The sequence below is a fragment of the Methylocella tundrae genome (assembly GCF_038024855.1).
Lineage (GTDB): Bacteria > Pseudomonadota > Alphaproteobacteria > Rhizobiales > Beijerinckiaceae > Methylocapsa > Methylocapsa tundrae.
Genome location: NZ_CP139089.1, coordinates 2,781,103 through 2,803,043, shown reverse-complemented (window position 1 = coordinate 2,803,043; position 21,941 = coordinate 2,781,103). Strand labels below are relative to the sequence as shown.

General features: G+C 61.7%; 16 protein-coding genes. 4 read left to right on the top strand and 12 right to left on the bottom strand.

Going from position 1 to position 21,941, the window contains the following annotated elements; translation table 11 throughout:
• Positions 1 to 3 precede the first annotated feature (3 nt).
• Together SIN04_RS15200 and SIN04_RS15195 are read right to left on the bottom strand one after the other, a co-directional pair.
• Positions 4 to 480, bottom strand: a complete 477-nt coding sequence (locus SIN04_RS15200; RefSeq protein ID WP_134490534.1) for a Crp/Fnr family transcriptional regulator — start codon at positions 478 to 480, stop codon at positions 4 to 6.
• A 417-nt stretch (positions 481 to 897) separates the two neighbouring features.
• Positions 898 to 3,024 carry a molybdopterin-containing oxidoreductase family protein gene (locus tag SIN04_RS15195; RefSeq protein WP_134490532.1) on the bottom strand — a complete coding sequence of 709 codons (2,127 nt, stop codon included), beginning with the start codon at positions 3,022 to 3,024 and terminating at the stop codon, positions 898 to 900.
• A 252-nt stretch (positions 3,025 to 3,276) separates the two neighbouring features.
• Between SIN04_RS15195 and SIN04_RS15190 the strand changes: the two genes are divergently transcribed.
• The gene (locus SIN04_RS15190) at positions 3,277 to 4,740 is read left to right on the top strand and encodes a PLP-dependent aminotransferase family protein (protein ID WP_341264026.1); all 1,464 of its coding nucleotides are present in this window, start codon (positions 3,277 to 3,279) and stop codon (positions 4,738 to 4,740) included.
• Positions 4,741 to 5,043: 303 nt separating this feature from the next.
• Here the strand turns inward: SIN04_RS15190 and SIN04_RS15185 are convergent, their stop codons facing one another.
• Positions 5,044 to 6,327 (bottom strand): NAD(P)/FAD-dependent oxidoreductase, encoded by a 1,284-nt coding sequence (locus tag SIN04_RS15185; protein WP_341264025.1) that lies wholly within the window; start codon positions 6,325 to 6,327, stop codon positions 5,044 to 5,046.
• A gap of 248 nt (positions 6,328 to 6,575) precedes the next feature.
• On the opposite strand from SIN04_RS15185, the gene SIN04_RS15180 reads away from it, so the two are divergent.
• Both SIN04_RS15180 and SIN04_RS15175 read left to right on the top strand, forming a co-directional pair.
• Positions 6,576 to 7,589 carry a DUF4105 domain-containing protein gene (locus tag SIN04_RS15180; protein ID WP_134490524.1) on the top strand — a complete coding sequence of 338 codons (1,014 nt, stop codon included), beginning with the start codon at positions 6,576 to 6,578 and terminating at the stop codon, positions 7,587 to 7,589.
• Positions 7,590 to 7,805: 216 nt separating this feature from the next.
• A complete protein-coding gene (locus tag SIN04_RS15175; protein ID WP_134490522.1) occupies positions 7,806 to 9,044 on the top strand; it encodes an MFS transporter in 1,239 nt (412 codons plus the stop codon).
• Positions 9,045 to 9,064: 20 nt separating this feature from the next.
• Here SIN04_RS15175 and SIN04_RS15170 read toward each other — a convergent pair whose 3' ends face one another.
• The 4 genes from SIN04_RS15170 to SIN04_RS15155 all read right to left on the bottom strand — a co-directional run bounded on the left by SIN04_RS15170 (position 9,065) and on the right by SIN04_RS15155 (position 13,333).
• A complete protein-coding gene (locus SIN04_RS15170) occupies positions 9,065 to 10,054 on the bottom strand; it encodes a zinc-dependent alcohol dehydrogenase family protein (RefSeq protein ID WP_134490520.1) in 990 nt (329 codons plus the stop codon).
• Positions 10,055 to 10,156: 102 nt separating this feature from the next.
• Positions 10,157 to 10,798, bottom strand: coding sequence for a peptidase S14 (locus SIN04_RS15165; protein WP_244605828.1), 642 nt, complete (start codon positions 10,796 to 10,798; stop codon positions 10,157 to 10,159).
• An 86-nt stretch (positions 10,799 to 10,884) separates the two neighbouring features.
• Positions 10,885 to 12,048, bottom strand: coding sequence for a glycosyltransferase family 4 protein (locus SIN04_RS15160; protein ID WP_134490518.1), 1,164 nt, complete (start codon positions 12,046 to 12,048; stop codon positions 10,885 to 10,887).
• Positions 12,049 to 12,061: 13 nt separating this feature from the next.
• The gene (locus tag SIN04_RS15155) at positions 12,062 to 13,333 is read right to left on the bottom strand and encodes a hypothetical protein (RefSeq protein WP_341264024.1); all 1,272 of its coding nucleotides are present in this window, start codon (positions 13,331 to 13,333) and stop codon (positions 12,062 to 12,064) included.
• 327 nt (positions 13,334 to 13,660) lie between these two features.
• Here SIN04_RS15155 and SIN04_RS15150 point away from each other — a divergent pair, with 327 nt between their 5' ends.
• A complete protein-coding gene (locus tag SIN04_RS15150; protein WP_341264023.1) occupies positions 13,661 to 14,188 on the top strand; it encodes a hypothetical protein in 528 nt (175 codons plus the stop codon).
• Positions 14,189 to 14,229: 41 nt separating this feature from the next.
• Here SIN04_RS15150 and SIN04_RS15145 read toward each other — a convergent pair whose 3' ends face one another.
• The 5 genes from SIN04_RS15145 to SIN04_RS15125 all read right to left on the bottom strand — a co-directional run bounded on the left by SIN04_RS15145 (position 14,230) and on the right by SIN04_RS15125 (position 21,919).
• A complete protein-coding gene (locus SIN04_RS15145) occupies positions 14,230 to 14,907 on the bottom strand; it encodes a YoaK family protein (RefSeq protein WP_134490514.1) in 678 nt (225 codons plus the stop codon).
• 164 nt (positions 14,908 to 15,071) lie between these two features.
• The gene (gene atzF / locus SIN04_RS15140; RefSeq protein WP_134490512.1) at positions 15,072 to 16,889 is read right to left on the bottom strand and encodes an allophanate hydrolase; all 1,818 of its coding nucleotides are present in this window, start codon (positions 16,887 to 16,889) and stop codon (positions 15,072 to 15,074) included.
• Positions 16,886 to 20,419: an urea carboxylase gene (gene uca, locus SIN04_RS15135; protein WP_341264022.1), complete on the bottom strand. Its 3,534-nt coding sequence runs from the start codon at positions 20,417 to 20,419 to the stop codon at positions 16,886 to 16,888. Before uca ends, atzF begins: the two co-directional genes overlap by 4 nt.
• 4 nt (positions 20,420 to 20,423) lie before the next feature.
• Positions 20,424 to 21,074 carry an urea amidolyase associated protein UAAP2 gene (locus tag SIN04_RS15130; RefSeq protein WP_134490508.1) on the bottom strand — a complete coding sequence of 217 codons (651 nt, stop codon included), beginning with the start codon at positions 21,072 to 21,074 and terminating at the stop codon, positions 20,424 to 20,426.
• 23 nt (positions 21,075 to 21,097) lie between these two features.
• Positions 21,098 to 21,919 (bottom strand): urea amidolyase associated protein UAAP1, encoded by an 822-nt coding sequence (locus SIN04_RS15125; RefSeq protein WP_134490506.1) that lies wholly within the window; start codon positions 21,917 to 21,919, stop codon positions 21,098 to 21,100.
• Positions 21,920 to 21,941: the final 22 nt, after the last annotated feature.

The following is a 21,941-nucleotide window of genomic DNA, read 5'->3' as shown; positions in this document are numbered from 1 at the left end:
CATTCACTCGCGTGAAGCATCTGTCAACTCGGCAATGCGATTGTCAGCGCGGCGGAGCCGCCGACAGAGCTCACGGTTGATATTCAGCATCACCATCAGGTAAGCGTGGATGTCGGCCTTGTAATACGCGTAGAGATTTCGGGCCGTGAGCTCGTACAGCACGGTTCGACTTTCAGCGACGACAGTGGCTGATCGGTTCTCCATTTCGATGAGCGTCATTTCGCCGAAAAAATCACCCGGCCCGAAACTCCCCATGCGGATCACGCGCCCAGAATTCCCGAGCTTGGTCACCGCGAGCTCGCCGGCGTGAACAATATACATTGAGCGCCCCGGCTCTCCTTCCGACACGACAGTGGCGCCGACGTCGAACTGGCGCTCGACCAGCATTGAGATCAGGAGATCGAGACTTGCGTCCGAGAGGCCACCGAAGAAAGGTGTGGAGATCAGGAATGCTTTCAGATCGGGCGAGCTGACAGCCATAAAAGGAACATACCTCCGCTCCCGAGCCTTGAAGGCATCCTATCACCTTCGGCTGGCGGCGCGACACGCTATCCATGGGACGCTTGCCTGTCCCGAAGTCTGCCGCTCCGCGCGTGCGGCCTCGTCCTCGTTCGCCTCAGTGACGGCGTCCGCCGTTCGTTCGGCGGCGGTCAACCCTTCGCGGTCTTTCAAGCGGATCTCTTGAGCGGAAGGAATGCGCCCATCTCCGCCGCCGAGGTATCCTAACCGGCTTCCCGAAAGCGGACGCGGCGCCCGAGTGCCTTGTTGACCGGGACGGGGAGGAAAGCGGCCATTGACGCCCGACGGCCGCATGGCGTCCGCCGCGTAAAAGGGAACGATTCGGCCGGTAGGTGACCGTTGCGCTCTGCGCAACGATCCCCACCGTCCCCAGGCACCTCAGTTGGCTCGCGTGACCTCAACGAGGTTGTCCGAGAAAGACGGAGCATGGCCCATGTCTGCGAAAGCTGAGGAGCTAACGCTATTGACCGTGCCGTCGTTGAGCTGGCGCCAATAGCCGAGCGTCGCGACGACGACCCCCGGATTGACGTCGCCGGTGATGCGGGCGACGCCCTTAAAGGCGCCGCGATCGTTGGCGACCTGAACGCGGTCCCCATCGACGATGGCGCGCCGGTCCGCGTCGACCCGGTTGATCAAAACGAACTGTTCGCCTTGGCCTTTAATCTTGTGGTCCATGTTGGCGTAGCACGAATTCAAAAATCCGTGGCTCTTCGGCGAGACGATGTTGAGCGGATACCTCTTGGCTCGTTCGGGATCGTTCGTGTGCGACTCTCGCGACCCCACGTAGTCCGGCAACGGGTCCAAATCCTCGCCAGGTTGGAAGCCTTCGTACATCTGCCGGAATGGACCGGCGACGAAATTTTTGGCGCCATCGATCCGTAACTCGCATTTGCCGGAGGCCGTCGGGAAATTCCCTTCTCGATGTGGCGCGCGGTCGTCAGGGGTTCCAACCTTAAGCCGCGCAAAACCGTGCTGACGCAAGTAGGCAAGGTCGATGCCCTCGCAGGCGGGTGAAGACCAATCCACATAGTGCTCAAGGCACTCCGAATCCGTCCATTTGAAGTTTTCTTCTTCGAAACCCATCCGGGCGGCGAGGCGGCGGAAGATCTCATTATTCGGGATCGCCTCGCCGGGCGAGTCCGCGCATTTCGTATTATAGGTGAGGTAGAGGTGTCCCCACGACAGGATCATATCCTCCATTTCCGCGCCCATGGACGCCGGCAGAACAATATCGGCGTACGATGCCGTATCCGAGATAAAGTGTTCGGCGGAGACCAAAAAGAGATCGTCCCGCATCAGGCCTTGAACGATCTTATCGGTCTCCGGCGCCTGTGTGACCGGATTCGAATTCCAGCACATCATCGACATGATCGGCGGGTCGAGAGGCAGTTCACCAGTTAGCGCACGGCCGATCTGCAGGTTGTTGACGACACGCGTGCCCTCGGGAATGAGGTCGGGCCGGCAGATCACGTCGAACTTGTAGGGATGCTCCCAGACGGGGAACTGGGTTACGCCGCCGCCGACATGGCGCCACGCGCCCGTCAGCGCCGGGATACAGGTGACGGCGCGGATGGTTTGGCCGCCGCCAAAATGACGTTCGAGCGCGACGCCCATCCGAATGGCGGCTGGTTGTGCGGTCGCGAGTTCGTAAGCGAGCTTGCGGATGTCAGCCGCGGGCACGCCGGTAATTGCCTCGGCCCATTCCGGCGTCCGGGTGCGAGCACGCTCTTTCAGGTCCTCAAAGCCTTTTGTGTAATTATCGACATAGTCCTGGTCGACCAGACCGTCTTCGATGATCGAATTGATCAGCGCCATCGCCAGCGCCGCATCGGTCCCAGGCTTGGGACAAATGTGCCAGTCCGCAGCCTTGGCGGTGCGCGAGGAGTAGGCGTCGATAACGACGACCTTGGCGCCCGCCTTCTGGGCATCGCGAACGATGGCCCAGTGATGCAGGTTGGTGCTGACGCTATTGCACGCCCAGATTACGATGTACTTCGAGTGAATGTAGCTCTCGGGGTCGAGGCCAGCTGTTGGGCCGACGGTCAGCAGCCAAGCCGTGCAAGAGCCCTCACCGCAGAATGTCCGCTCGCAGACGGTCGCCCCCAAGCGGTTAAAGAAGGCGTCGCCTCCATTCAGACCGTGCACGAGCCCTTGATGCCCGAGATAGCTGTAGGGGATGATCGCCTGCGGGCCGTGATCGGCGATAATCGCCTTCCAGCGCGTTACGATCTCGTCGAGCGCCTCGTCCCAGGTTATGCGCTCGAATTGTTTAGATCCTTTAGGCCCAACACGACGAAGCGGGTAAAGAACCCGGTCGGGGTGATAGTGCCGAACCTCGTAATCCTTGAGTTTCACGCAGAGGCCGCCGCGCGTCATCGGATGGTCGGGGTTTCCCCTCACGCCCTGCAGGACGCCTCCGCTGACCTCGAAAATCATCGAGCAAGTGTCGGGACAGTCATGCGGACAGCCGCCAAAGAAGGTTTTTGGCTTCGTAAGCTCGTTCATATGCGCCTCCCCTGCGTTGCCGTGCTTTCGGGACAGGTGTCGTGGAGACCTGTCTTTGCGCACTCTTTGGCTGATAAACAGCTTGAAAATTGGCTTAGCGTAAGAGCCAATTGTGACATGTTTTATGGCGCCAAGGCGCGCCTCGCTCGGCAACGACGTTTGGCGGCGCGAGCGCGGTTACCATTGCCGCACGATGAACCTGCGCCGCGACCGTGGATCGCGCTGGGGCCGAGAACGGAAGAGGAAACGCGAATGGAACTAACACTCTCTTTGGACCAAAAGACTGAAAAATCGCTCCAGACGCAGATCTTCGAACAGGTCCGGCAGATGATTCTGAATGGACAGCTAAAGGCCGGAATGACTTTAACGCCGAGCCGGATCCTGGCCGAGCGACTTAACGTCTCCCGCAATACGGTGACGAACGCCTATGATCGATTGGCCGGTGAAGGCTATGTCGAGGCCCGTGGGACAGCAGGCGTCTATGTGTCAGCCATCCCGCCCGACGACTTGATTCTCATCCAGGACGGCGGCCCGGCACAGAACAACGGGCCAATACTGCCAGCATCGAGCGAGCCTCTTCTTTGCTTTGCGGGTTCATCTGGCGGCGGCGCCCAACGGCCAGCCTATGATTTCTGGGTGGGCCGCTCTGATCCAACGGCGTTCCCGCTCATGACCTGGCGGCGCATCGTGAATCGATTGCTTTCAAGGGAGACCTCTTACCTCACCGATTATTGCGATCCTGCTGGGCTTCCGGAGTTGAGGGAGGCCATCGCCCACCACCTCGGCAGAACTCGCGGCATGGCTATCACACACGACCAAATCATCGTTACCGGGGGCGGACAGGATGCATTAAATCTGGTTCTGAGCCTCCTGCGGTCGCATACCCGCCAGCTCTGTATTGAAAATCCGTGCTACCTGGGCGCGTCAATGCTCTTCAACAGCACGACGCTTCCCTTGCATCCAGTGCCAGTCGATGAAGAAGGCATTCAAACAGAATGTCTTCCGACCGCGCGCGGGAATCTGCTCTACGTGACGCCCTCCCACCAATTTCCCACGGGCGTGGTGATGACCCTAAGCCGGCGTCTCGCACTTCTCCGATGGGCCGATGAAACCGACAGTTTCATCATTGAGGACGATTACGACAGCGACTTCCGATACGACGGACCACCGCTGACTGCCTTGGCCGGCCTCGATCGCGGGCGGCGCGTCTTTTATGTCGGTACTTTCTCGAAATCCGTGGGGGCCGGTCTCCGGATCGGTTTTGCCGCATTGCCGCGTATAAGATGGGATGAGGCGAGATTGCTTAAGGCGCGAATGAGCAACGGCCAATCTTGGCTTGAGCAGAGTGCGCTCTCATTTTTCATCAACGACGGGCATTTTGACCGACATTTGCGGAAGTTGCGGCAAATCTATATGTCGCGGCGGGACTGCCTCGTCGCATCCCTTAACGCCAACTTTAAAGAACCGAAGATTTCGGGAACCGAAAGCGGACTGCATCTCGTTTGGCAGCTTCCGCAAGATTTCCCCAGAGCACGGGAGATACAGCTCAAGGCGCGTGAAATTGGCGTGGGCGTCTACGCGCTATCGAGCGGTGCGGCATTCGATTTCGATGACGCACCAAACGATGACATCCTTGTTTTTGGGTATTCATCCCTCGACGTGGCGAAAATCCAAACCGCCGTGATGGCGCTCCGTCAGCTATTCATCCTAAAATAAAGCCTCAGCCTCACGGTCCGCCCGTGATCGGACGCGAGGAGCGTCGCTACAAGCAACTTCTCACGCCTGCCCCCGTCAGCCGATCGCCATTTCTGCTTCGGGCCGGAAGCCGCGAAACGCCCGCACGCGCCAAGGTCTGCTTTACCGCGCCACGCACCTAAAACCCGCCAGTCCGGCATCGGCCCGACCCAGCCGTGAACCGAATGTCCTTTTCCCCCATCGCGGTTCGCAAGCGGACAGCCAAAAAACACACTTTGCAGCTATTCAAATCGACCCGGTTCTCTCTAATTCCCCAGCCTGGCGCTAAGCCTTATCCTCGCCCGCCCATTGCTTGCCTTGCGTGATGAGCCGGGCGCTTCGCTGGCCCAGCAAGTAGATCCAGAGCCAGCTCAAGGCGACGCCGAGCCGATTGCGCAGGCCGATGAGAAAGTAGATGTGGACGATGCCCCACAGCCACCAGGCGAGCGATCCGCGCACCTTGATCCAGCCGAAATCGGCGATCGCCGCGCGCTTGCCGATCGTCGCCAGACTGCCAGCGTGCTTGTACTGGAACGGACCCGGCGCCGGCTTGCCTTGCAGCCGCGCCTTGATGACCTCGGCCACATAGGCGCCTTCCTGCTTGGCCGCCGGCGCTATTCCCGGCACAGGATTGCCGTCGGGGCCGTTGATCGCGATGGTGTCGCCGATCGCAAAAATGTTCGGATGGCCGGGAACGGTGAGATTGGGATCGACGATGACGCGCCCGACCCGGTCGGCCGGCGCCCCAAGCCATTCGGCGGCGCGCGAGGCCTGCACGCCGGCGGCCCAAAGGATCGTCTTCGCCGCCAGCTTCTCGCCGCCGAAGACAACGCCCTCCGCGCTGCAATTCGAGACAGGGTTTCCAAGCTTGACCTCGACGCCAAGCCGGTCGAGCGCCTTTTGGGCATAGGCCGAAAGTTCTTCCTTGAAGCCGGGAAGGATGCGCGGCCCCGCCTCGATCAGCACGACGCGCGCGGTCCGCGTATCAATATGGCGGAAGTCCTCGCGCAGGTTCTCATGCGCCAGCTCGGCGATGGTGCCGGCGAGTTCGACGCCGGTCGGACCCGCCCCGATGATGACAAAGGTGAGCAGCGCCGCCTTTTTAGCCGGATCGGTCTCGCGCTCGGCGCGCTCGAAGGCGAGCAGAATGCGCCGGCGGATGGTCGTCGCGTCCTCAAGGGTTTTAAGGCCCGGCGCGAAGGGCTCCCATTCGTCATGGCCGAAATAGGCGTGCCGCGCGCCGGTGGCGAGAACCAGCGTGTCGTAAGCGATCTCGGCGCCGTCCTCGAGCAGGACCTTGCGGCGCCCGGCGTCGACGCCCGCGACCGCGCCGAGCAGGGTCTCGACCTCTTTGCGCTTATAGACCAGATGACGGACCGGCCACGCAATCTCCGATGTCGCGAGCGAGGTCGTCGCGACCTGATAGAGCAGCGGCTGAAACAGGTGGTGGTTGCGCCGATCGAGGATCGTGATGGTCACCGGCGCGCCGGCGAGATTATGGACCACCTGAAGTCCGCCAAAGCCGGCTCCGACGACGACGACATGGTGTGGGGCGGGATGATCTGTCAATGGCTGGCCCTGTTCTGTGTCTGCCCTGGGACATTAACCGATAAACGTGAATAAATGCCGATGCCTCGATTTTAGCGCCTCATTGTGCGTCTGGCGATCCGGCTTCCGGCGCGCTTCCCCAGCCGCCGGAGACCTGCTATCGAGCCTGATCCATAAGCTTCGCCGCGAGAGCCCGCGACGCGGCGCCTTTTGCGCCAGACGTTGCGGCCCCAAACCGTGCGGCCCAAGGTCAGATTGGGGTCGCGCGCATGACTGCTTCCCGGTTCCGGCGCTTTTCGCGGCGCGGCGGCGTTTTCCTGAATTGCGTGCTTCTCCTTGGCTCGGCGGTCTGGGCGAGCTTTGCGCTCTGGTTTCAATTGCCGCTATCGGGCGGGTTGAAGCTCGCCGGCATCGCCCTGTTCGACGGTCTTGCCGCGCTGACCCTCGCCGGAGTGTTCTGGCGTCCTCTCCGGGGCGCCTGGATCGCCTATGCGCTCGTCTTTGCCGGTCTGCTCGGCTGGTGGTCGACCATTCTGCCAAGCAATGACCGCGACTTCGCTCCCGATGTCGCGCATGGCGTCACGGGAATCGTGCGCGGCGATGAATTGACCCTTGAAAACGTGCGCAATTTCACCTGGGCCTCGCCGACGGATTTTTCCGAGCATTGGGAAGAACGGCGCTATGACCTTGCGAAACTCAGCTCGGTCGATTTCTATCTCGTTTATTTCATGGGGCCGCTGATCGCCCATTCGATGGTGAGTTTTGGCTTCGAGGACGGACGCCATCTCATGTTCTCGATCGAGATCCGCAAGGAGCGCGGCGAGGCTTTTTCCGCGATCGCCGGCTTCTTCAAAAGATATGAGCTCGTCTTTCTCGCCGCCGACGAGCGCGATTTCCTGTTTCTGCGCAAGGCCGAGGATGAGGATGTCCGGCTTTTTCGGATCAGAACCTCGCCGCAGGCGGCGCGCGCGCTGCTGCTGCAATATGTCCGCGACGCGAACCAGCTCGCGGCCCACCCGCAATTCTACAATACGCTGACGGCGAATTGCACGACGAGCATTTTCCTGATGCTGCGCACGCTGTCGCCGACATTTCCGCTCGACTGGCGGGTCTTGCTTAACGGATTTTTGCCCTCCTACGCCTATCAGCACGGCCTCATCGACACCTCGATTCCCCTCGCGGAGGTGATCGCCCGCGCGGCTGTGACGGATCGCATCATGATGGGGCTGAGCGAGGTCGCATTCGGCCAAAGGCTACGCGAAGGTCTGCCTGACCCGAATTGATCCTTAAGGGCGCGGCGATTGGTCCACGCCGGCCAAGCCGATCCGGCCTTTCTTTTGCATTGCAATAAAATCACCGTGACACAGGGAAAAACGGGTCGCCACGGGCGTTGTGGCGTGTAGATTCGCCGTGTCGCCCACTCAGGCTGCCGATCGCGGGCTTGCCCCGGGCAAGCCGCGACCCCCCGCTAAAAATAGACGCGCAAAGGCCGCCCAAGCATGTCAGCACATTTTCGCGGGCGGACGCCCGCCGCTCCATCGCGAACCGCTTTGGTCGAATTTTCACTCGCGGTCGGCGGCTTCGGCATCGGCGCCGGCGAATTCGCCATCATGGGCCTGTTGCCGAATGTCGCCGAGGGCGTCGGCGTCTCGACCCCGACGGCGGGCCATGTCATCAGCGCCTACGCCCTTGGCGTCGTCGTCGGCGCGCCGATCATCACCGTTCTCTTCGCAAGGCTGCCGCGCCGCACGCTTCTGCTGGCGCTAATGGCGGTGTTTGCGCTCGGCAATTTCGCCAGCGCCTCTGCGCCCGGCTATGCGTCACTGATGGCGCTGCGCTTCATGACAGGCCTGCCGCATGGGGCCTATTTCGGCGTCGCGGCTCTTGTCGCCGCCGAGATGGCGGGCCCTGGCAAGCGCGCGCAGGCGGTCGGCCGCGTCATGCTCGGCCTCACCGTCGCAACGCTCATCGGCGCGCCGCTTGCGACCTCGATCGGACAGGGACTCGGCTGGCGCACAGCTTTCGCGCTTGTCGGCGCCATTGGCGCGCTCACCGTCGCCCTGGTCGCGCTCTTCGTCTCGCATGATCCCGCCGACGTCGAGGCGAGCCCCATGCGCGAGCTTGGCGCTTTCCGGCGGCCGCAGGTCTGGCTCGCCCTTGGCGTTGGCGCGATCGGATCTGGCGGCCTCTTCGCCATCTTCAGCTATATCACGCCGACGCTGACCGAGGTCGCCGGCATTCCGCTCCACCTCGTGCCCTTCGCGCTCTGCGCCTTCGGCGCCGGCATGATCGCGGGAAACATCGTTGGCGGCTGGCTCGCGGACCGCGCCCTGATGCCGACCATCGGCGGCGGCCTCATCTGGAACGGCGCCATGATGGGGCTATTTTATTTCACCTCCGGCCACGCGGTTCTCGCCGTCATCAATGTTTTTTTGATCGGAACCGCCTTCGTGCTCGTGCCGGGCGTTCAGACGCGCCTCATGGATGTCGCCGGCGACGCCCAGACGCTCGCCGCCGCGCTCAATCATTCAGCCTTCAACATCGCCAATGCGCTCGGCGCCTATGTCGGCGGCCTCACCATCTCCGCCGGCTATGGATGGCGCTCAACGAGCCTGGTCGGCGTCGGCTTCGCCCTCGCCGGTTTTGCGATCTTCTGCGTTTCGCTCGCCCTTGACGCGGCGCGGCGCTCAGCCATTCGCCGCCCGCGCCTTCGCATGCCGAGCGAACAGGAGTCGTGATTTTCGCGAAAAGGCGGCGGTCAGACGGTCACGACGATTTTGCCGATTTGCTGGTTTGATTCGAGGAAGCGATGCGCCTCGACGATCTGATCAAGCGGAAAAGTTTTCGCGATGACAGGCCTCAAGGCTCCTTTGGCGAGGCCGTCGACCACGAAGCTTTTGGCGCGCTGCAATCGCGCCGGATCTCCTGTGATCTCCATCAGCACATAACCGCGAATGGTCAGCAGATTGCGCAGCAAATCGAAGAGGGGCAGCAGGGTCGGCTCCGGGCTCAATGCGCCATATTGGAAAATGATCCCGTGGCGCGCCGACGCCTCGGCGAGCTTTGCAAGCGTCGGGCCGCCGACTGGATCGAAGGTCACGCGCGCGCCCTGTCCATTGGTGATGCGTCCGACTTCCGCGACAAGATCCTGCTCTTCGGTGGCGATGACATGCGCGGCGCCCAATTCCTGCAGCCGCGCCCGCTTGGCGCTCGTGCGGCTCAGGGCGATGGGAGTCGCTCCGACCATATTGGCGATCTGAATCGCAGCTATCCCGACGCTGCTCGAGGCGGCGGGAATGAGAACAGCGTCGGCGGCGGAAAGCCTGGCGATGTCGATCAGCGCGCCATAGGCGGTGACATACATCATCCAGGCGGCGGCGGCTTCCGCGAAGGAGAGATTTGGCGGATGTTTGATCACGGCGAAGGCCGGAGCGAGGACAAGCTCGCCATAAAGGCCGTACTGGTTCAACGAAAAAGCAGGGATAACGCTCACCGCGTCGCCGATCGCAAATCCCGTGACGCCCTCGCCGATCGATTCGATCTCGCCCGCGGCCTCATAGCCAAGGCCCGCCGGCAGCTTCGGCTCTTCGAGATATTGCCCGGACCGGAACATCGCTTCCGCGCGATTGACGCCTATCGCCTTGACGCGAATGCGCACCTCGCCCGCGGCCGGGGCAGGAACGTCAAGGTCGACGAGATGAAGAACATCCGGCGGGCCGATTTTATCGAAGCGGACATGACGGGACATGGCGGAACTCCTTGAGAGGTTTGCGCCCCGCTCCATCCGGACCCATGTCGCGACCTGAACGCCGCCGGGGGCCGCGCAATCGCAAGCTCGGCAAGACTGCGCTCAGATGACGCCTCCGACCAACTTGAGAGCAAGCGCCTCCTGCGCGTCGAGATACCAATTCTGCGGCGCCTTGGCGATCACCTCGTCGAGAGTGAGGGGCGACTCTTCGATCAGCGCGGCAAACCCTTCGCGCTCGATCGTGATGCCGTTCTGGATCTCATGCGCCAGCGCCTTGGCGATCGAAAGACAGCCTTGGAGCGGCCCGTCGAAATGGACCATCTTGTCGAGCTTGCGTTCATGGATCATCAGCCGCGCATCGCGCTCGAGCCAGCGATCGGCGACCGAAAACCCCGCCATGAAGGTGACCCCCGCCGAATAGACCGCGGACTTGCCGAAAAAGATGAAACGGCAGCCTTCCGCCGCGCGCAAAAGGCGAAGATCGGCGGCCATGGCGCGGGCGACTTCGGGATCCCCGCCAAGCGTCGTCAAGGCGATCACGAAAGGCCCGGCGCCCGACAGCGCCGCGACCTGCCCCTGAAATTTTTCGTGCATCGCGTCGTTCACCGGTCCGGCCAGGCGGATGTCCGGCCGCGCCAATCGGGCAAGCAGCGTTTTGTCCCGCGCGGCGGCGCTTTCAAAGTCTGAGAGCTCGCTGTTAGCCTTGACGTTGTCCAAGCGCATCCCCGCGACGATAAGGAACACAGCTGAAACTCGACGGGAGGCGAAGAGTTCCAGCGTTCTTCGCATAAGGACAAGAGGATGCGGGTCCAGGCTTGCGGCGCGCGGAGCTATTTGGCGGCGACGAGTTCCTTGAAGACAGCCATCGCCATATCGCCATAAGCGCGCCAGCCGCCGAAGCCTTGCACTTTTGCGAGTGCTTTCGTGCCCATCGCCTGTCGCTCGTCCGGGTGGTCAGCCATGTATTGCAACCGCTCGGTCAGCGCGTCGACATCTCGAATGGGAATGATGAATCCCTCTTCGCCATCGGTGACGATATCCTCGGCCCCCGTATTCGTCGATGCGATCACCGGGCAGCCGCATGCCATGGCCTGCGCGAGAACGAGCGCCAATCCCTCCTCGATGCTGGGTAGCGCCATGACGTGGCTACGGCTCATTAAGGTCTTCAGCTCACTTTGTGGCACCGGGCCGACAACACGGGCGGTCTCGGGCCAAAGATCACGGCGGCGCAGCATCTCTATCACCTCCAGGTTCTCGATGCCGACAAAGGTCAGGCTCTTGGCCGGGTGATCGAGCTTCTGAAAAGCTTGTACTAGATAAGGCACCCCCTTGCGGAGACTCATAGCTCCTACGAACAGAACATCGAAACGGCCTTCCTCGGGCTGTCCGACGCGTTCAAATCGCGACAAATTCACGCCGTAGGGCAGCTTTCGCAGTTTCTCAGGAGCAATCCCCTGACTGACGAAGCTTCGATAGACGAAGCTCGACGGAATCGTTATGCGGTCGGCTTCCGCATATTCGGCCTCTTCGGCGTCAACCGTGCGCGGATCGACCGTTTCGCCGGACAGACCCCATAGCTCCTGCTCTTCTTTTTGAAGCTGGCGCTGCACGCGAATATGCGAAGAGCCGCGGTCGCACACATAGAAAGATCCTTGAGAATGGGCGCGTTTGCCGGCCGCTAGGGAAGAACCGGACAACCCCATATAGACGTCGCAAGGCGGGAGATTGCGCGCGACAAAGGCGGCGAAGGCGGTCGCGTCGAGATGCTCCCATTGCCACAGCCACGATCGCGGCAGACGGTCGCGCCAACGAGCCGCCATATACGGGGCGTGGATAAATGGAAAAGTGTGGATCAACTCTTGTGGCAGAGCTTCATCACGAAGCTTGAAGCGGGGATAGCTTGAATAGATCCCGGCCAGCGCCTCCCGCGCATAGAGCTCCCGCGCGAGGTCGAAGGTGTGGAACTTGCCGTTCGCGGAGAGCGCGATTTTCAAGGGGGGCTCCTGTTTATGAGTTGGCCTCGGCGAACAGGCGGTGGGCGATGTAGGTGCAAATGGCCGCAATAAACATTTCAGAGACAAGCATGGCGGCGCAGATGCCGTTGACTTGCCAGATTATGCCGAAAAGCCAGCCAAGAGCGACGGAGAGAATTCCGGACAGAAGAAACCAGCCGGCCAGTCCGATATGCTGATTCGTGGCGAGCAGCAAGATTCGCGGCACGTGCCATACGCCGCCGACCGCGGCGTAAACCAGCAGCCACATCATCATGCTCGGGATGAACTCGATGCGGCCATGCGTCCAGATTCGCAAGAGAAAAGGCGACATGAAATAGAGCACGAGGCTCAATACAATCGACTGGACGGCGCCGAGCCGGGTGGAATGGCGATAAAGCGAGCGCACCCCCTTCATTCCCGCCTCTCCGAACAATCGGGAAAACTCCGGCTGGACGGCGTGACTGAACATCCCGGTCACCTGGACAGCGAGCCGGGCGATGGTGCGGTACGTGTTGAACACGGCCACGGCCGTTGTGCCGGCGAGGGCGGCGACGAGCAGTGTAACACCCTGAAAACTCAGGCCTGACGCCAAAGGAAATGCCATGAGGGATACCGCCGGCCGTATCATGCTCAAAAGTTCAGCCTTGCTTGCGTGCTGGAAGCCCAGGCGGAATTTGTGGTCGCCCTGCTGCGATAAATAGACTCCCGCCGCGGTTCCGGCGGCTCGCGCAACGAGACCGCAAATCGCCACTCCGGCGAGGGTGCGAAAAAGCATCAGGCCGGCCATGTAGCCGCCCCACTCGGCAAGGCGGACCGTCTGACCCAGCATTGTGCCGGCGGCGTAGCGGCCTGTCGCCTTGAACACCGCCTCCTGCAATCCGCCGTACAAAGCGAAAAGAACAGCGCACATCAACGCCGCCAAAGCGATTCTCTTGTCGGTCGTCATGCTGTCTGGCAGCGGCAGGAATAGAGCCGCCGGGATTATGATCGCCGCCAGCGAGCAGCACATGACTGTCATGAAAAGCTGCGCAGTCTGATAGATGCGATTGGCCTCCGCCGCATCCGAGCGGCCGACGGCCATCGTCATCTTGTTGCCGGCGGCGCCAACCATTCCGACGTCCGCCATCCCCACATAGGCCGGCAAGGCGGATAGAACCAACCAGGAGCCATAGGTCGCGGCGTCCCAGTATAGAAGGAATAAAGGCAGCGAAAAAATCTGTATTACGATCGTGATAACCTGACTAAACGCGTTGGCGCCGAGGCCCAGAATTATCCTTCGAAGCATGTTGCCGACTGTCCATAAGTCATTAATATTATAAACTAACAGTTTTTAGCCTGCAACCCTGCCGAAGTCAAGTTGAACGATTCGCCAGATTGTCCTGATGTTCAGCCTGAGAATATTTAGTTTACTTTTTCGGCGAACCGCCTCTTTTTCTGGCCGACGGTGCATTCAAAGGAAAATCACGCGCGAGCAAGGCTTTTGCAGTCCCGATCGGCCGCGCTATAAATCCGTCCCGCGCAAGGAAGACAAAGGCGAAGACGGCCACGCCTCTGTTTTCTTCAGGGTCGCCAAGCGCGAATGAATGTGCTGGCGCGCGGTCCAGAGGACAAAATGAACGATCATGACGCTTTAGCCTGGAACGGAAACTGGGCCTGGGGCCTTCCCTTGATTGCCCTCAACGTCATTTTTCACGTCATAGGCCTTGGCTTCATCAACGCGAATGTGCTCCGGGCGCTGGGCGGCTTCAAAGACCGGCGTCACTTTCTGTTGAAGTTTGCCATCGTCATGGGCGTCACCACGCTTTCGGCGACCCTTCTGCACGGGACCGAGGCCGCCATATGGGCCGGTGCGTACTGGGGCCTCGGCGCGCTTCCCGATACGAAAGGAGCCATGCTGTATTCTCTCAGCGCGATGACGACCTATGGCCACGAAAATCTTTTTCTCGCGGAGCATTGGCGCCTGATGGGCGCCCTTGAGGCGCTGAACGGGATGATCCTCTTTGGACTGACCACGGCGTTTCTCTATGGCATGATTCAACGGGTGTGGCCGATCGATGAGAGAGAATGGCCGGGGCCGCGAATGTCCTGGCCCAAACGAGCGCGAATGTCCTGGCCGAAACGAAGGAAGGCGCTGGACTGACATCGCCTTCGCTTTGCTGGCGTGGCTTCATTGATTTCCGTTTATCCTGCGGCGTCCAGATCATTCCCGACGCCGCGGGCGGGCGCGGTCAGTGCGGCGAGGACGGCGAGCAGCGCCGTCATGCAGGCGAGATTTGCGATAAGGCTTGAGCGGTGAAGCGCATAGGCGCCGCCGGCCGCGCCAGCAACAAAGGCGAGCCATGCGGCGAGGAACGCAAGCCATTCCGCGGCGGGGGCCTTGCCGGTGAGCGCCCGCGCAAGCGACTGACCCGCGCCGAACAGGGAGCCGGTGACAAAACTCTTTCCGACGTCGGCGCGCCCGACCAGCTGGCGCAGCGTATTCTGCATGCCCATCGCAACCGAGATTGGAAGCAGCGCGAAAAAGCCGGGGCGCATCAACGTCAAGCCGATGGCGGCGCCAAGCAGCGCGCATTCCATCATCAGCACGACCGGCAGCCGAAGCCGTCCTGAGGCGTCGGCGAGCAGCGTTCCGAAAAATGCGCCAAGAAAAAAAGACGCGATCACGCTGGCCCCGCGCAGAATCGAGGGACCATCAAAAGCGGCGGCGGCGACGCCAAGCTGCGTCGTGTTCCCGCTCATGAAGGACAGGTAGAACTGACCGACCTCGATGAAGCCGACGGCGTCGAGCCATCCCGCCACCAGGGCGAAGACGAGTCCCAGCCAAAGTTTTGTCGCGGTTGATCGCGATGCTTCGGACATCTCCCTCGATTGGCCTTGCGCTGTCACGCGTTCGCAGTCCTGAAAAGGCGCGGCTTCGAATCGCGCCACGGAACGCCTATGCGACACGACGCAAATCGAGAAAACAACGGAACCTTTGCGACGGCAAGTACGGTTTCGCGTGACTGTCGCCGCAACGTGGCGTCTTAGCAGGACGCCGGCGCATGTTCCGTCAGATAGGCCCGCCAGCCCCCCAGAGCGGTAATGTCCTCGCCGCCATCAAGCGCGAAAACCTCGCATAAAAATCCCGGGACCACGGCGCCGCTCGCGAGCGTTACCTTGCCGATCCCCATTGGCGCCGGCACGCCCGCAACAAAGCGGCCGAAGTCGCGCTCGGAGAGCGACCACAACTCCACCTCGATACCCGGCCCCTCAAAGCCCGGCGCATGAACGAGGCCGGGCTTTGGCGGCGTCGTCCCCTGCAGAGCGATCAGCCGATAGGATGGCGCCGTCCTCGTCGTTTCCACGAAAATCGCGCCGAGATCGGTCAGTTCGCGATTGAGGGGCAGGCCGGAAAGATGCGCGCCCGCGACGGCGAGGAGGATGCGCCCGCCGGAGGCGGGCTCCACAACCGAGACCGGCGGCTCGGCGGCGGCGCCGACAGCCTTGCCAACGCCTTCGCCCAGAGATCGATGCAGCGTGTCGGCGATCACGGCAAGATCGAAATCGGAAAAAGCCGGGCCGATCAGCGTGACGCCGAAGGGCAGGCGGCTCGTGGCGCGAAATCCCGCGGGCACTGCGATGGCGGCGTAATCGAGCAGATTGACGAAATGGGTGTAAACGCCAAGCCGGCTATTCGCGCCGATCGGATCTTCGGCAATCTGATCGACCGTGAAAATCGTGGGCGCCGTCGGCAGCAGCATGACGTCGAAATGCTCCCATTCGCGCTCCGCCGCGCGTGCTATGGCGCGTAGCCGATATTCGCCCTTGAACGCATCCGCCGCCGAAAGATTTGACGCCTTGCCGATGATCTGACGCACCTGCGGATCCATCTCCTGCGCGTGCGTCCTGAAGAAATCTTCGATCGCGGCGAAACGCTCGGCGACGAAGGCGCCGTCATAAAGGAGCGCAGCCGCCTGCTGGAAAGGCGCATAATCAATTTCGACCGGGCGGCCACCGAGCGCCGTCAGTCGATCAATGGCGCCCGCGTAGAGCGCCGCGGCCTCTTCATCGCCGAAAAACTCCCTGTCGTCCGGCCGTAAAACTCCGAAGCGGAAACGCTTCGTCGGAAGGCTCACTCTTTCGCCCTCGCGCGAATAAGGGTCTTGCGCGTCAAAGCCCTGCGTAATTTCCGCGATGATTTTTGCGTCGGCGCAGCTGCTTGCGAAAATGCTGACGCAATCTTGCGAGCGAACGGCCGGCAATACGCCCGCGGCGCTGATGAGGCCCTTGGTCGGCTTCCATCCAACGACATTATTGAAGGCCGCGGGCACGCGCCCCGAGCCAGCCGTATCAGTCCCTAAAGAGAAAGCCACGAGCCCGGCGGCGACAGCCACCGCCGAACCTGAGCTCGACCCACCCGATATGAAGCGATGATCAAAGACGCAGCGTGGCGCGCCATAGGGCGAGCGCGTCCCGTTGAGACCCGTCGCGAACTGATCGAGATTGGTCTTGCCGATCAATATGGCGCCCGCCGCCAGCAACGCGTCGATGGCGCTCGCGCTTTTCTCGGGCGTATGGGCGAAGGCGGGACAAGCGGCCGTCGTCGGCATTCCCCGAACGTCCATATTGTCCTTCACCGCGAAGGGAACGCCATAGAGCGGCAAATGCGCCATCAGCGTCCTGTCCTGCTGCAGCTTTCCCGCCCGGGCGAGGATCTCGCTTTCCTCGACGCGGCTGATCCACACCGCCGGATCATAGGCGTCAATCCGCTTCAGCACTTCGAGCATGACATCCCGCGGGGTGAATTTCTCCTGGCGATAGCCATCGCGCAGAACCTCAATTTGCAGCATCTCGGGAATCATGACGCGTCCTCGATTTCGATCACGGCCAGACGTTGGCCATTTTGTACCGGACGTCCGGCCTGACAGGAGATTTCGACGAGGCGGCCGCCCGCCGGCGCCGCAACCGCGATCTCCATCTTCATGGATTCGAGAATGACCAGTGTCTGGCCGGCGACAACGCGCTCGCCCGCGGCCGCCTCGATCTTCCAGACATTGCCCGGCATCGGCGCCTCAATCGCAATCGCGCCATCGGGTAGAATGATCTCCGTCAGATCATCTGCAGACCGATCCTCGACGAAAAGATTGAGGCCATGCTCCTCCCAGCGCCGGCGCTCTGCCTCGAATGCCGCGCGCTGGCGCGTCTGAGCCGCTTCAATCTCCTTGGCGTTATCGCGCAGAAACGCTTTATATCGCTTCAGACTGAATGTCGTGGGCTCGATCTTCAGCGGGTAGCGTCCGTGCAAGAACGCCTCACGCGCGTCGGTTAGCTCCTCGTGGCTCACGGGATAGAATCGGATCTGATCGAAGAAGCGCAAAAGCCACGGTTTTCCGGGCTCGAAAGCGTCGGTCGCGCGCCAGCTGTTCCACATCTGGATGGTGCGGCCGACGAGCTGATAGCCGCCCGGGCCTTCCATACCGTAAACACAAAGATAGGCGCCGCCGATGCCGACGGCGTTCTCAGGGGTCCATGTGCGCGCGGGATTATATTTCGTGGTGACCAGCCGATGACGCGGATCGAGCGGCGTCGCCACCGGCGCGCCGAGATAGACGTCGCCAAGCCCCATGACGAGATAGCTCGCGTCGAAGACAATATGACGGACGTCCTCAATGCTTTCGAGACCGTTGATGCGGCGGATGAACTCTATATTCGATGGGCACCACGGCGCATCGGGACGCACAAGCTCCTGATATTTGCGCATGGCAAGCTCCGCCTGCTCATCGTTCCATGACAGAGGCAGATGCACGATGCGGCTTTCGATCTCGACCTCATCGACCGGCGGCAGATTTGCTTCAAGCTTCATGACCTCATCGAGCAGACGCCGCAGCGGCAGCGCCGCGTCGTCATAATGGATTTGCAACGACCTTATGCCCGGCGTCAGATCAATAACGCCGGGAAGAGCCGCCTCGATCAATGCCTGATGCAGCAGGTGAACCCGCATCCGAAGGCCGAGATCGAGCACGATGGGGCCAAATTCGACGAGGAGATAGCTATCCCCCGCGCGCCGGTAGCAAACCGCCGCGTCGCCCTCGCCATGCCGATGCAAAATCGGATCGCCGCGCTCGCGGACAAGCGCGCCGCTCGTTGACCGGACAGGCGCCGGACGAAAACGGATTGTGTCGCCCGGCCGCAACTGGCCGACCTTCCAGAGATCGCTCTTGATGATGACGACAGGACAGACGAAGCCGCCAAGGCTCGGCCCATCGGGCCCCAGAATGATCGGCATGTCGCCGGTGAAATCGACGGCGCCGATCGCATAGGCGTTGTCGTGGATGTTGGACGGATGCAGTCCCGCCTCGCCGCCGTCGGCCCGCGCCCAGCGCGGCTTGGGGCCGATCAGGCGCACGCCCGTTCGCGCGCTGTTATAGTGGACCTCATAGTCGGTCGCAAAGAGTTCGGCGATGTCATCTTCCTTGAAGAAATCCGGCGCGCCATGCGGGCCATAGAGGACGTCGATCATCCAATGATGCGTGAGTTCACACGGCTCCACGTCTGCCTTCTGCGGCGCCGATACGGCTCCTGTTTCGGCGACGCGCAAAACGTCGCCCGTGCGCAAGGCGCCCGCCGCGTGGCCGCCGAATTTGCCAAGCGCGAAGGTCGCCTTGGAGCCGAGATAGAGAGGCGCGTCGATGCCGTTGCGAATGGCGAGATAAGTTCTGTTGCCGGGACCATTGACGGCGCCGAGCGTCAGCACCTGACCCCGGCGAACCTCGATCGGCTCGTCATAGGACGCGGGCTCGCCGTCGAGCGTCGCGCTCATTCTGGCGCCGGTCAGTGCGATGATCGTATCGAGATTGAAACGAAGCGTTGGTCCCCGCAAGGTAAGCTCGAGACCGGCGGCGCCCTCAAGGTTGCCGACGATCCTGTTGGCGAGTCGAAAATGATGATCGTCCATCGGCCCGCTCGGCGGAACCCCGACGTTCCAATAGCCAAGACGTCCCGGCCAGTCCTGAACGCTGGATAGCGTTCCGCCGGAAAGGACGTCGATCGTGCGCGGTACGAAAGTGAATTCGCTGAGCGTCTTCGTGATCATCTCGCCCGCGCGGAAAGGCTCAAGATCGAGAACCGCCGCGAGATAGGGAAGATTGCTTTCAAGCCCGGAAATATCGCTCGCCCTCAGCGCGCGCGACAGATTTTCGATCGCCGCCTCGCGCGTCGAAGCATAAGCGATCACCTTGGCGAGCAACGGATCGTAATAGGGCGAGACCTCGACGCCGGTTTCGATCCAGCCGTCGACCCGCACGCCTTCGGCGAATTTGACCCGCGTCAACAGTCCCGTGCTCGGCCGAAAATCCTTTGACGGATCTTCCGCGTAGACGCGCGCCTCGATCGCCGCCCCATTCGAGACGAGGCTCGCCTGCGATGGCAGCGTGAAATCGCCCGCCGCCTGCTTGACCATCCATTCGACGAGATCGACGCCGAAGATCGCCTCAGTCACGCAATGCTCGACCTGCAGCCGCGTGTTGACTTCGAGAAAGTAGAATTTCTGCTGATCGGCGTCATATACGAATTCAACAGTGCCGGCGGATTCATAGGCGACAGCTTTCCCAAGCGAAATTGCCGCCGCGCGCAGCGCGGCGCGATTCTCATCGCTAAGCCCTGGCGCCGGCGTTTCCTCGATGACCTTCTGGTTGCGCCGCTGCAACGAGCAATCGCGCTCGCCAAGCGCCACCACGCCGCCTTTGCCGTCGCCAAAGATCTGCACCTCGACGTGACGCGCGCGCGCCACGAATTTTTCGAGATAGACGCGATTGTCGCCGAAATTATTAGCGCCAAGCCGGCGCACGCTCTCCAAGCGCGCGGCAAGCTCCTCATCGCCATAGCAGAGCTGCATGCCGATGCCGCCGCCACCGGCCGTGCTTTTCAGCATGACCGGATAGCCGATGTGCCGCGCCTCGCTGAGCGCTTCATCGAGCGTATCGAGAAGATCGCTGCCGGGCAGCAGCGGCGCCTTGGCGCGCGCGGCGAGTTCGCGCGCCCTATGCTTCAGGCCGAAGGAGCGCATATGCTCCGGCCGCGGACCGATGAATGTGATCCCCTCAGTTGCGAGCCGTTCGGCGAAACCTGGATTTTCGCTCAAGAATCCGTAGCCCGGATGGACGGCCTCGGCGCCCGTCGCCTTGCATGCCGCGATCACCGCCTCGACGTTGAGATAGCTTTGCGCCGCGGGCGCGGGGCCAAGGCGGACCTGTTCGTCGGCTGCGAGCACCGTTGGCGAAAAGCGATCAGCGTCGGAATAGACGGCGACGGAGCGAACGCCGAGCTTACGCAAGGTTCGGATCACGCGCCCGGCGATTTCGCCTCTGTTGGCGATGAGAACTTTTTTGAACATCGCCCTATTTCCCCTCGCCGCCTCGATCGAAAATCAACACGCGGATCGGCGTCGGGTTGAAGCCATTGCAGGGGTTGTTGACCTGCGGGCAGTTGGATATGAGGCACAACACATCCATTTCGGCCGTAAGATCAATAAAGCCGCCGGGCGCCGAGACGCCGTCGACGATCGCCAGTTCGCCGCTAGGCTCGATCGGCACATTCATGAAGAAATTGATGTTGCTGACGAGATCGCGCTTGCCCATGCCATATTTGCCGATTTCGAGCGTGAAGTTCTCGCGGCAGGCATGCATATATTTTGTGTGGTGGCCGAAGCGAACCGCGTTGCTTTCGCAGCTACAGGCGCCGGCTGACGTGTCATGCAGCCCGCAGCTGTCGGCGACGACGCGCAACATGACATTCCCTTCGTTCGATATCAGTTTCGAGCCGAGCCCGATATAGGCGGATTTCTGTTCGCGCAGCGTATCCTGCGCGCTGTAGCGCTCCTCGAAATTGTCGGCGCGGTAGAACAGCGCGTCGACGGCCTGCCGCCCCTCAAGATCAACGATGCGGATCGTCTGCCCCTTGCGCACAAAGCCGGACCAGGGCGCGCGCGCCGGCACGATGGCGTCGAAGATTGCGGTCGCCGGATCGACGGAAGTCGTTATAGCTGACATGCTTATACTCCTCTCCCGGCCATTCACGCGCCAAACAGCGCATCGGTGTTTTCAAAGCCGCGCCTTGCTTCTTCGCTGGCGCCGCGGCACAGATCGGCCTCGTCGGCAGGCATGGCGCGAAACACGGTGGCCTCAACCGAACCCGGCGCGTAATCGGGGCGCGGATCGTAAGGATGCGGACAGTTGGACAAAGCGATGAGCAGGTTCATTTCCGCCCTGAGCTCCACAAAATCACCGGCCTTCCGCGAGGCTTCGCTCCACGCCAGAGCGCCCTTAGCGTCGGTCCGCACCGGCGCAAAGAAGGTGACGCACGGCATGATGTCGCGGCGCGTCAGGCCGAGCTTGGCGGCGGCGAGACAAAAATTATCGCGCGTGTTGCGTACAGGCGCCCCGCCATAACGTTGCTCATTGGTCGCTTTGGTGCTGCCGCCGACGAGCGCGTCATGATCGGCGCCGCTATCCTCCGTGATCGAGGCGAGCACGCGCCCCATGTCCGAGAACAGCACATCGCCCTTGCCGAGCAGCGCATTCCACTGGATCTTGACGGTGTCCCCCGCGTTATAGCGTTCGCTCACATCGTCGGCGTTCCAGATCAGCGTCGAGACGGAGGCTCGCCCGCTCGTGTTGACGATGCGCAACTTTTCGCCGCGATTGATCTTGCGCGACCAATACCATCCGTCCGGGATCGTTTCGCGCCACAGGATTTCATCGCGCGTAAGCGGGCGCGCGACAGATGGGGCCAGCTCACGAGGCGCCTGCGCGCGCAGTCTTTGCGCGGCGTTGCGCTTCAATTCGAGATAACGCTCCCGATGCTGCTCGGGCGTCGATGCATCTAACAGACTCATGACTTTGGTCCTTGCTGGCCAG

What these genes read in the sequence shown, in the direction of transcription:
- SIN04_RS15200 (WP_134490534.1), bottom strand. Translation starts at nt 480, where the DNA reads ATGGCTGTCAGCTCGCCCGATCTGAAAGCATTCCTGATCTCCACACCT.
- SIN04_RS15195 (WP_134490532.1), bottom strand. Translation starts at nt 3,024, where the DNA reads ATGAACGAGCTTACGAAGCCAAAAACCTTCTTTGGCGGCTGTCCGCAT.
- SIN04_RS15190 (WP_341264026.1), top strand. Translation starts at nt 3,277, where the DNA reads ATGGAACTAACACTCTCTTTGGACCAAAAGACTGAAAAATCGCTCCAG.
- SIN04_RS15180 (WP_134490524.1), top strand. Translation starts at nt 6,576, where the DNA reads ATGACTGCTTCCCGGTTCCGGCGCTTTTCGCGGCGCGGCGGCGTTTTC.
- SIN04_RS15175 (WP_134490522.1), top strand. Translation starts at nt 7,806, where the DNA reads ATGTCAGCACATTTTCGCGGGCGGACGCCCGCCGCTCCATCGCGAACC.
- SIN04_RS15170 (WP_134490520.1), bottom strand. Translation starts at nt 10,054, where the DNA reads ATGTCCCGTCATGTCCGCTTCGATAAAATCGGCCCGCCGGATGTTCTT.
- SIN04_RS15155 (WP_341264024.1), bottom strand. Translation starts at nt 13,333, where the DNA reads ATGCTTCGAAGGATAATTCTGGGCCTCGGCGCCAACGCGTTTAGTCAG.
- SIN04_RS15150 (WP_341264023.1), top strand. Translation starts at nt 13,661, where the DNA reads ATGAACGATCATGACGCTTTAGCCTGGAACGGAAACTGGGCCTGGGGC.
- SIN04_RS15145 (WP_134490514.1), bottom strand. Translation starts at nt 14,907, where the DNA reads ATGTCCGAAGCATCGCGATCAACCGCGACAAAACTTTGGCTGGGACTC.
- atzF (WP_134490512.1), bottom strand. Translation starts at nt 16,889, where the DNA reads ATGATTCCCGAGATGCTGCAAATTGAGGTTCTGCGCGATGGCTATCGC.
- uca (WP_341264022.1), bottom strand. Translation starts at nt 20,419, where the DNA reads ATGTTCAAAAAAGTTCTCATCGCCAACAGAGGCGAAATCGCCGGGCGC.
- SIN04_RS15130 (WP_134490508.1), bottom strand. Translation starts at nt 21,074, where the DNA reads ATGTCAGCTATAACGACTTCCGTCGATCCGGCGACCGCAATCTTCGAC.
- SIN04_RS15125 (WP_134490506.1), bottom strand. Translation starts at nt 21,919, where the DNA reads ATGAGTCTGTTAGATGCATCGACGCCCGAGCAGCATCGGGAGCGTTAT.